Consider the following 8386-nt stretch of genomic DNA (forward strand, 5'->3'; position numbering starts at 1 on the left):
AGGTGGCCTCGTCCATCACCCCGGGCTCCTCCAGCAGGTCACAGGCGGGGCGCTCGCTCAGCCGGGAGGTGAACCCCCTCGGCGAGCCGGTCGCGGCGGGAGAGCTCGGTGAGCGCCGAGACCACGCCCGCGTCCAGCCGGGAGGGCCAGCGGCCCATCCGCCAGGCGGGCAGCGCGACCCGGGTCAGCAGCCGGTCCCAGCCCGCGTAGGCCAGGCCCACCTGCTCCTGGGCGACGATCCGCAGCCCGTAGTCCACCGACTGGGCCCGCTCGGAGGCTTCCGCGGCGACCGCGCGCTCCATCCCGGCCGCGTGGTCCCGGCAGCCGAGCAGCAGCATCCGGGCGATCCAGCCGACGAAGGCGAAGGCGGGCCGGCGCACCACCGCCACCAGGGCGGGGGCGGGGCCGGACGACGGTTCGCCGCCGCGGGCCGCGACGGCCACGGCGGCGTCCAGCCCGCGCACGAAGCGGCGGGCGGCGGCTATGTCGGGATGGACGGACGGGCCGGTGCCCGCCACCACCGGGGCGAGCAGCGCACGCAGCTCGGCGACCCGCATCCACCACAGGAACGGCGAGCCGATCACCAGCACCGGAGCCCGCGGGACGCGCCGGCCGGGACGGTCCGCGGCCCGGTCCGCACCGGCGGGGCCGGGCGCCGCCCGGACGCCCCGGACGGCGCGGGACTTGTCGACCGCGAGGGCGCCGCGGTCCCGGCGCTCCCGGCGGTTGGTGTGCGCCGGATGCGTACGGTCCTCCAGCCAGCTGTCGCAGTCCGGGGTGAGCGCTATGGCCGAGGGCGCGGGCACCTCCAGGCGCTCGGCCAGATCGCGGACCAGCCGGTAGAGGTCGGGCGCCGTCTCCTCGGCGACGGGCACCGTCGGGGTGAGCGCGGGCCTGGCCCGGACGACCACGGCGGCCACGGCCGCCGCCAGCAGCAGCACCAGCAGGGCACCGCCGGTCACCGCCCAGCGCAGGGCCGTCCAGCCGTCGCCGTGCGAGCCGCCGATGCGGCCGGTGGCGCTTCCGGCCAGCAGCACGACGGCGGCGGCGGCCGGGAGGAGCGCGACGGCGAGCGCGGCGCTCCGGATGCGCAGGACCGCGAGGGCGCGGGCGCGCGCCTCCGGTACCCCTGCTTCGGGACCTGCCACGGTTCTCGTCACCCCCTCCTGTCCGGCCGGTGTGTGAGCAGCGGACGACGGCGGCGTTGGTGTCTCCCCACCCACTGTCGCACCGGCCGTCCACTCCGCAATGCCGGTGGGCCAGTTGCCGCACCTCGCCTGAGCGGCACACTAGTTGGGGGCCGGGCGCGCGTCAGCAGGATGCGGAAGCGCTCACCCGATGGAATGGCCTTGGGTAAAACCGGGAACTCCGCGATGCCGATGCCAGGCCCCTTGTGAGCAGCCGGAAGTGGTCTCCGGGGCCGTTGCCGGCCCCGTCTGTGAGAGTCGTTACGCCGCCGCTTCTCCTGCGCCGCCGCTCCCCCTGCGGCGCCGTTTCTCCTGCGCCGCCGCTCCCGCTGCGGCGCCGCTCCGCCTACGAGCCCGCTTCGGCCGCCGCCTTCGCGGCGATGTCGGAGCGGTGGTGGGAGCCCTCCAGACCGATCCGGCCCACCGCGCGGTACGCCCGCTCGCGCGCCGTCGCCAGGTCGGAGCCGGTCGCGGTGACGGAGAGCACCCGGCCGCCCGCGCTCACCACCGCACCGGAGGCGCCGTCCCGCTTGGTGCCCGCGTGCAGGACGTACGCCTCGGGGCCGTCCTGCTCCGCCACCTCGGCCAGTCCGGTGATCGGGTCGCCGGTGCGCGGGGTGCCCGGGTAGTTGTGCGAGGCGACGACCACGGTCACGGCCGCCCCGTCGCTCCAGCGCAGCGGCGGCTCGGCGTCGAGACGGCCGGTGGCGGCGGCGAGCAGCACCGCGGCCAGCGGGGTCTTCAGCCGGGCCAGGACCACCTGGGTCTCCGGATCGCCGAAGCGGGCGTTGAACTCGATCACGCGCACCCCGCGCGAGGTGATCGCCAGGCCCGCGTACAGCAGACCGGAGAAGGGCGTGCCGCGGCGGCGCAGCTCGTCCACGGTGGGCTGGCAGACCGTGGCCACGACCTCGTCCACCAGCTTGGGGTCGGCCCAGGGCAGCGGGGAGTACGCGCCCATGCCGCCCGTGTTCGGGCCCTCGTCGCCGTCGTGGGCGCGCTTGAAGTCCTGGGCGGGCTGGAGCGGGACCACGGTCTCGCCGTCGGTGATCGCGAAGAGGGAGACCTCCGGGCCGTCCAGGAACTCCTCGATCACCACCCGGCCGCAGGCCAGCGCGTGCGCGCGGGCGGCCTCGACGTCCTCGGTCACCACGACGCCCTTGCCCGCGGCCAGGCCGTCGTCCTTGACGACGTACGGCGGGCCGAAGGCGTCCAGCGCCTCGTCGATCTCGGCGGGCGTGGTGCACACGTAGGCGCGGGCGGTGGGCACGCCCGCCGCCGCCATCACGTCCTTGGCGAACGCCTTGGAGCCCTCCAGCCGCGCCGCCTCGGCGGACGGCCCGAAGGCCGGGATCCCGCGCTCGCGCACGGCGTCGGCCACCCCCGCGACCAGCGGGGCCTCCGGCCCCACGACCACCAGGCCCACCTCCAGGGAGGCGGCGAGGTCGGCGACGGCGGCGCCGTCCAGCGCGTCGACCGCGTGCAACTCGGCCACCTCGGCGATGCCGGCGTTGCCGGGGGCACAGTGCAGTGCGGTGACGTCGGGGTCGAGGGAGAGAGCGCGGCACAGGGCGTGTTCGCGGGCACCGCTGCCGATGACGAGGACCTTCACGGTATGCACCCTACGGCCTCGGCCGGGCGCCACCCGCCGACGGGTCGCTCCGTGAGACATCGGGCCAGGGCACTCTTTTGGGTGAGGGGCGGGCGGTCGTATACCGGACGGGACAGCTCTTACGGGCGGAATCCCCGGGATCGGGTCCGCGTGGCCAGCCGTTCGGCGGTAGGAATGGTGGTCGCGCATCAGCCGCGCGCCAGGAGAAACGCCGCCGCAGAGGGAGTTGCACGGTGAGTCAGCCGGAGATGCAGCCCGAGGGGCTCCCTCGGCAGGAGGGTGCGAGGAGACAGGGGGACCTGCTCGGCCGGCCCTTCCCGCACGGCGACTGGGGGGAGCCCGCGGAGCGGCTCGACGAGTTGTACCAGTGGGTCGAGGAGGGCGCGCTCCAGGTCGCGGAGTGGTACCTCGCCGACCGGGTGTGGAAGCGGCGGGCCGCCCGGGTGCTGCGGCTCGGGGCCGCGGTGGCGGCGGTCGTGGGGGGCGTGCTGGCGCTGCTGGATCTGATCGGGGCGCTGGACGGCGGCGCCGGCTGGGGCGCGCCGGCGCTGCTGCTGGCGGTCGCCTGCGTCGGCGGCGACCGGTTCTTCGGGCTGACCTCCGGCTGGATGCGGGACATGGCCACGGCACAGGCGGTGCAGCGGCGGCTGGAGGCGCTGCAGTTCGACTGGGCGTCGGAGAGCGTCCGGGAGGTGCTGGGCCCGGCCGAGGGCACCGCGAGCGAGGCCGTGGAGCGGTGTCTTTCGGTGCTGCGGCGGTTCTGTGAGGACGTGTCGGAGCTGGTGCGGGCCGAGACGGCGGGCTGGATGGTGGACTTCGGCTCCGGTTCGGCGCCGCTGTTCACCCAGTCGCTGATGGCCCAGGGCCCCCGTCCGGACAGCGGGAGCCCCGCGAGCCGCTTTCCGCTGCCGCCGGGTCCCGCCCGGCCCAACATGCCGCGGCAGCGTCCCCCCGAGCCGCCCCGCTGACGGCCGTGACGCCTGCCGAGGGCGCCTGCCGAGGACGCCTGCGGTGGACGTCTGCCGAGGGCGTCCGCCGTGGGCGTCTGAGGTGGACGTCTGGGGCGCCTGCCGTGGGCGTCTGCCGGAGACGCCTGCCGACGACGTCCGTGGAGACGTCCGCCGGGAGGCGCACACCGAAGACGCCTGCCAACGACCCGCCGAAGACCCGCCGAAGGAGCCCCCGCAGACGCCCGCCGAAGGCGCCTGCCGCAGACGGAAGGCGCCCGTGTGAGCGGTCAGCTGAAGACGATCATCGAGCCCTGGCCCAGACTGCGCGTCGCCGCCGCGTGCAGCCCCAGCCACACATGGCGCTCCCGCGCGAAGGGGCTGTCCTCGTACGGGACCGACGCGGCCGGTTCCTCCAGGCTCGTCGGGCGGGGCGGGGGCGCGGGCGCGGCCGGCGGGTTGGACGGGTCGATGCCGAGCGCCGGGGCGACCGCCTCCAGTTCGCGCAGCAGTCCATGGCTGGAGCCCAAGGGGCCGCCGCCCTCGAGGAGTTCGTCGTTGGACAGCGGGTTCTGGAAGTCCACGGGGACGTACGCGCCCGCGTGGTCGTAGTGCCACACCAGGTGCGACTGCTGGGCCGTGGGCTCGAACATCTCCAGCAACTGCTCGTAGTCGCCGCCGAGTTCGTCCACCGGCGTCACCGCGAGGCCGCACAGTTGCAGCAGATAGGCGCGGCGGAGGAAGTGCAGCGCGTCGTAGTCGAAACCGGCGACCGGGGCAACGTCCCCGGACAGTCCCGGCATGTAACTGAAAACGGGTACGGGCGGCAGACCGGCCTCACCGAGCGCCTTGTCGTAGGCGGCGATCTCTTCGGCGAAGGGGTTGTCGGGGCTGTGGCACAGCACATCGACGAGGGGGACCAGCCAGAGGTCACATGCCACGCGATCTCACTCTCGTATCCGTACGGTCGATGGTCGGCCCAGCGTAGTGCCCCGCGTACGCGGGGCGAAGAGCGCTGGACGTCAGCGGGGGCGGTTCAGGGGGAGTTGGCCTCGGGACCGGTCCCCGGACGGGTCCGCGCACGCGTCTCCTCCCGCGCCACCAACTGCTCGATGAGCGCACGGAAATGCGCGTTGTACGCCGCTATCAGCCGTTCGGAGTCGTGGGGGTCCCCGCGCGTGACCGCCTCCATCAACTCGCAGTGCCCCGCCCACAACTTGCCGCGCAGATCGGGGACGCGGCGCAGGTACGGCACCGTGAAGACCCAGGTCTGCACCCGCAGCCGCTGAAGGAAGTCCAGCACGTACGGATTGCCGACCAGACCGCAGATCTCCCGCCAGAAGCGCAGGTCGTAGCCGATGAGGATGTCCAGGTCACCGGAGCGGGCGGCGCGTTCGGCCTCCTCGGCCCGGCGCCGCACCGAGGCCAGCGCCTGCGGGGTCATGGCGCGCAGCGTCTGGTCGACGTAGTGCCGGAAGACCCCCTCGACCACCATCGTGCGGGCGTCGACCATGTGCCGGAAGTCCTCGATGGTGAACTCGTGGACCCTGAAGCCGCGGTGCTCCTCGACATCGAGCAGCCCCTGGGAGCACAGGTCCAGCAGCGCCTCCCGGACGGGGGTCGCGGAGACGCCGTACTGCTGGGCGATCTCCTTGACGGTGAACTGGCGCCCCGCAGGGAGCCTGCCCGCGAGCACCTCGTCGCAGAGCGCGTCGGCGATCTGCTGCCGCAGGGTGTTCCGCTTGACCGGGCTGGTGCCGGGCACGGGCATCGAGGACCGTCTCCTTCCACGGCCGTCGGTATATGAAAAGCGGACGGCCCTCGCATCACGATATGCGAGGGCCGTGCGCGGAACACGCAGAGCAGGGCGGTGGTCTACACCGGGCACACACCGGGCGGCAGTCGGGCGGTGGCTGGAGGGCAAACGGGCAGCGGCCGGAAACGAGCCGGCGCGAAAACGAGCCGGCGCGGGGAAACGAGCCGACGCGGAAGCGAGCCGACGCGGAAGCGAGCCGGCGCCGGGCCGCTACGCCGTATGCGCGTCGGCCGCGTTCAGCGCCTCGTCCAGGATCGCGAGCCCCTCCTTGGCCTCGGCCTCGGTGATGGTGCACGGCGGCACGACATGGGTGCGGTTCATGTTCACGAAGGGCCACAGACCGCCGCGCTTGCAGGCCGCGGCGAAGTCGGCCATCGGCTGGTTGTCCGGTCCGCTCGCGTTGTACGGGACGAGCGGTTCGCGGGTCCGCTCGTCCTTGACCAGGTCCAGCGCCCAGAAGACGCCGAGCCCGCGCACCTCGCCGACCGAGGGGTGGCGCTCGGCGATCTCCCGCAGCCCCGGACCGATCACGTTCTCCCCGATCGCGGCGGCGTTCTCCACGATCCCCTCCTCCGCCATCGCGTTGATCGTCGCGACGGCCGAGGCGCAGGCCAGCGGGTGGCCGGAGTAGGTGAGACCGCCCGGGTAGGGGCGCTGGTCGAAGGTCGCGGCGATCTCGGCGGAGATCGCCACACCGCCGAGCGGCACATAGCCGGAGTTGACGCCCTTGGCGAAGGTGAGCAGGTCCGGGACGACGCCGAAGTGGTCGGCCGCGAACCAGTGGCCGGTGCGGCCGAAGCCCGCCATGACCTCGTCCAGGACGAAGACGATGCCGTAGCGGTCGCAGATCTCCCGGACCCCGGCCAGATAGCCGGGCGGCGGGACCATGATCCCGGCGGTGCCGGGGATGGTCTCCAGGACGACGGCGGCGATGGTCTGCGGGCCCTCGAAGGCGATGGTGTCCTCGAGGTGGCGCAGCGCGCGCTCGCACTCCTGCCGCTCGCCGTCGGAGTGGAAGGGCGAGCGGTACGGGAACGGCGCCCAGAAGTGCACCACACCGGCCGAGGCGGTGTCGGAGGCCCAACGGCGCGGATCGCCGGTGAGGTTGATCGCGGCGGCGGTGGCCCCGTGGTACGAGCGGTAGGCGGAGAGCACCTTCGGGCGGCCGGTGTGCAGCCGGGCCATGCGGACCGCGTTCTCCACCGCCTCGGCGCCGCCGTTGGTGAAGAAGATCTTGTCGAGGTCGCCGGGGGTGCGCTCGGCGATCAGCCGCGCCGCCTCGGACCGCACGTCCACGGCGAAGCCGGGGGCGATGGTGCACAGCTTCGCGGCCTGCTCCTGGATCGCGGCGACGACCTTGGGGTGCTGGTGGCCGATGTTGGTGTTCACCAGCTGACAGGAGAAGTCGAGGTAGCGGTTGCCGTCGTAGTCCCAGAAGTACGAGCCTTCGGCGCCCGCGACGGCGAGGGGATCGATCAGGCCCTGGGCGGACCAGGAGTGGAAGACATGCGCGCGGTCGGCGGCCTTGACGGCGGCGCCGGCCGCGGGGTCGGGGCTGGGATGCACGGACACGTTCACCTCGGGTCGCTCGCGGGTCGGGGCGGGACCAGCGTACGGAGCCCGCGGAGCGACCGCCCACCGCCAAGGTGTATGGCTTCGGCCACGTCACCCGGCAGTGTGTCGGCCCGAGTGGGTCGGCCCGCCGTCGCTCCGGCGGGCGTCCTGGCCGGTCGTACGGCATCCCGCGTCCGCCCGGCGGTCGGCCGCCGGGCGGCGCCGGGATGCCGGGAGTGGCACAGGACGGATACGGAACCGATAACGGATCGTCCGCGTCGTCCACTTCGCTCTCAGCCGCCTTTATTCTCTCCAAGGGGCTGATCAGGGGGATTCAGGGGAAGGGACGATCTACGCATGGAAGACCTGGGGGCGGAGGACCCTCGCTGGATCGGTGACTACCGGCTGCTGCGGCGCCTTGGCGCAGGTGGCATGGGCCGGGTGTTCCTGGCCCACTCGTCACGTGGCCGCACGGTGGCGGTGAAGCTCGTCCAGACCGAGCTCGCCCAACAGGCCGAATTCCGGCGGCGATTCAAACAGGAGGTGCGCGCCGCGCAGCGGGTCGGGGGCACGTGGACCGCGCCGGTGCTGGACGCCGACACCGAGGCCGCCACCCCGTGGGTCGCCACCGGCTACATCGCCGGGCCCTCCCTGCACGCGATCGTCTCCCAGTCGGGGCCCCTGCCCGAGCGAACCGTCCGGATTCTGGCCAACGGCCTCACACAGGCCCTCCACGACATCCACGACGCCGGGCTGGTCCACCGCGACCTCAAGCCCTCCAACGTGCTGGTCACCATCGACGGTCCGCGCGTCATCGACTTCGGCATCGCGCGGGCGCTGGAGACGGTCACCGACGGCATCCTCACCCGCAGCGGCGCGGTCGTCGGCTCGCCCGGCTTCATGTCACCCGAACAGGTGCGCGGCGAGCGGGTCACCCCGGCCAGCGACGTCTTCTGCCTCGGCTCGGTGCTCGCCTACGCGGCGACCGGCCGGCAGCCCTTCGGCACGGTCGACAGCGGTGTGCACGCGGTGATGTACCGCATCGCGCAGGAGGAGCCGGACCTGGAGGGGCTTCCGGAGGGGCTGCGCCCGCTCGTCACCGACTGCCTGAAGAAGTCCCCGGACGACCGGCCCTCCCTGGAGGCGCTGCTGGAGCGGACGGCCGGCGCGGACGAGGACACCGAGCCGTGGCTGCCCGGCGGGCTCGTCGCCCAGCTCGGACGGCACGCGGTGCAGCTCCTGGAGGTGGAGACGCCCGCCGGGCCGGGAG

General features: G+C 73.8%; 6 protein-coding genes and 1 pseudogene. 2 read left to right on the forward strand and 5 right to left on the reverse strand.

What is annotated here, in order from left to right:
• A pseudogene (locus AXW62_RS38250) lies at positions 1-1160 on the reverse strand (hypothetical protein); the annotation flags it as partial.
• 373 nt (positions 1161-1533) lie between these two features.
• Complete coding sequence (gene purD / locus AXW62_RS38255) at positions 1534-2799, reverse strand: phosphoribosylamine--glycine ligase (protein WP_060948413.1); 1266 nt, start codon at positions 2797-2799, stop codon at positions 1534-1536.
• 233 nt (positions 2800-3032) lie between these two features.
• On the opposite strand from purD, the gene AXW62_RS38260 reads away from it, so the two are divergent.
• Positions 3033-3767: an SLATT domain-containing protein gene (locus AXW62_RS38260; protein ID WP_060948414.1), complete on the forward strand. Its 735-nt coding sequence runs from the start codon at positions 3033-3035 to the stop codon at positions 3765-3767.
• A 269-nt stretch (positions 3768-4036) separates the two neighbouring features.
• Here the strand turns inward: AXW62_RS38260 and AXW62_RS38265 are convergent, their stop codons facing one another.
• The 3 genes from AXW62_RS38265 to AXW62_RS38275 all read right to left on the reverse strand — a co-directional run bounded on the left by AXW62_RS38265 (position 4037) and on the right by AXW62_RS38275 (position 7134).
• Positions 4037-4687: a putative DNA-mimic protein gene (locus AXW62_RS38265; RefSeq protein WP_030836094.1), complete on the reverse strand. Its 651-nt coding sequence runs from the start codon at positions 4685-4687 to the stop codon at positions 4037-4039.
• Between the two features lie 95 nt (positions 4688-4782).
• Positions 4783-5517, reverse strand: a complete 735-nt coding sequence (locus AXW62_RS38270) for a GntR family transcriptional regulator (protein ID WP_173669859.1) — start codon at positions 5515-5517, stop codon at positions 4783-4785.
• 255 nt (positions 5518-5772) lie between these two features.
• Positions 5773-7134: an aspartate aminotransferase family protein gene (locus AXW62_RS38275; protein WP_060948416.1), complete on the reverse strand. Its 1362-nt coding sequence runs from the start codon at positions 7132-7134 to the stop codon at positions 5773-5775.
• 339 nt (positions 7135-7473) lie between these two features.
• On the opposite strand from AXW62_RS38275, the gene AXW62_RS38280 reads away from it, so the two are divergent.
• A partial coding sequence (locus AXW62_RS38280; RefSeq protein WP_159061065.1) for a serine/threonine-protein kinase occupies positions 7474-8386 on the forward strand: 913 nt, incomplete at its 3' end.

The sequence above is a fragment of the Streptomyces hygroscopicus subsp. hygroscopicus genome (assembly GCF_001553455.1).
GTDB lineage: Bacteria > Actinomycetota > Actinomycetes > Streptomycetales > Streptomycetaceae > Streptomyces > Streptomyces hygroscopicus.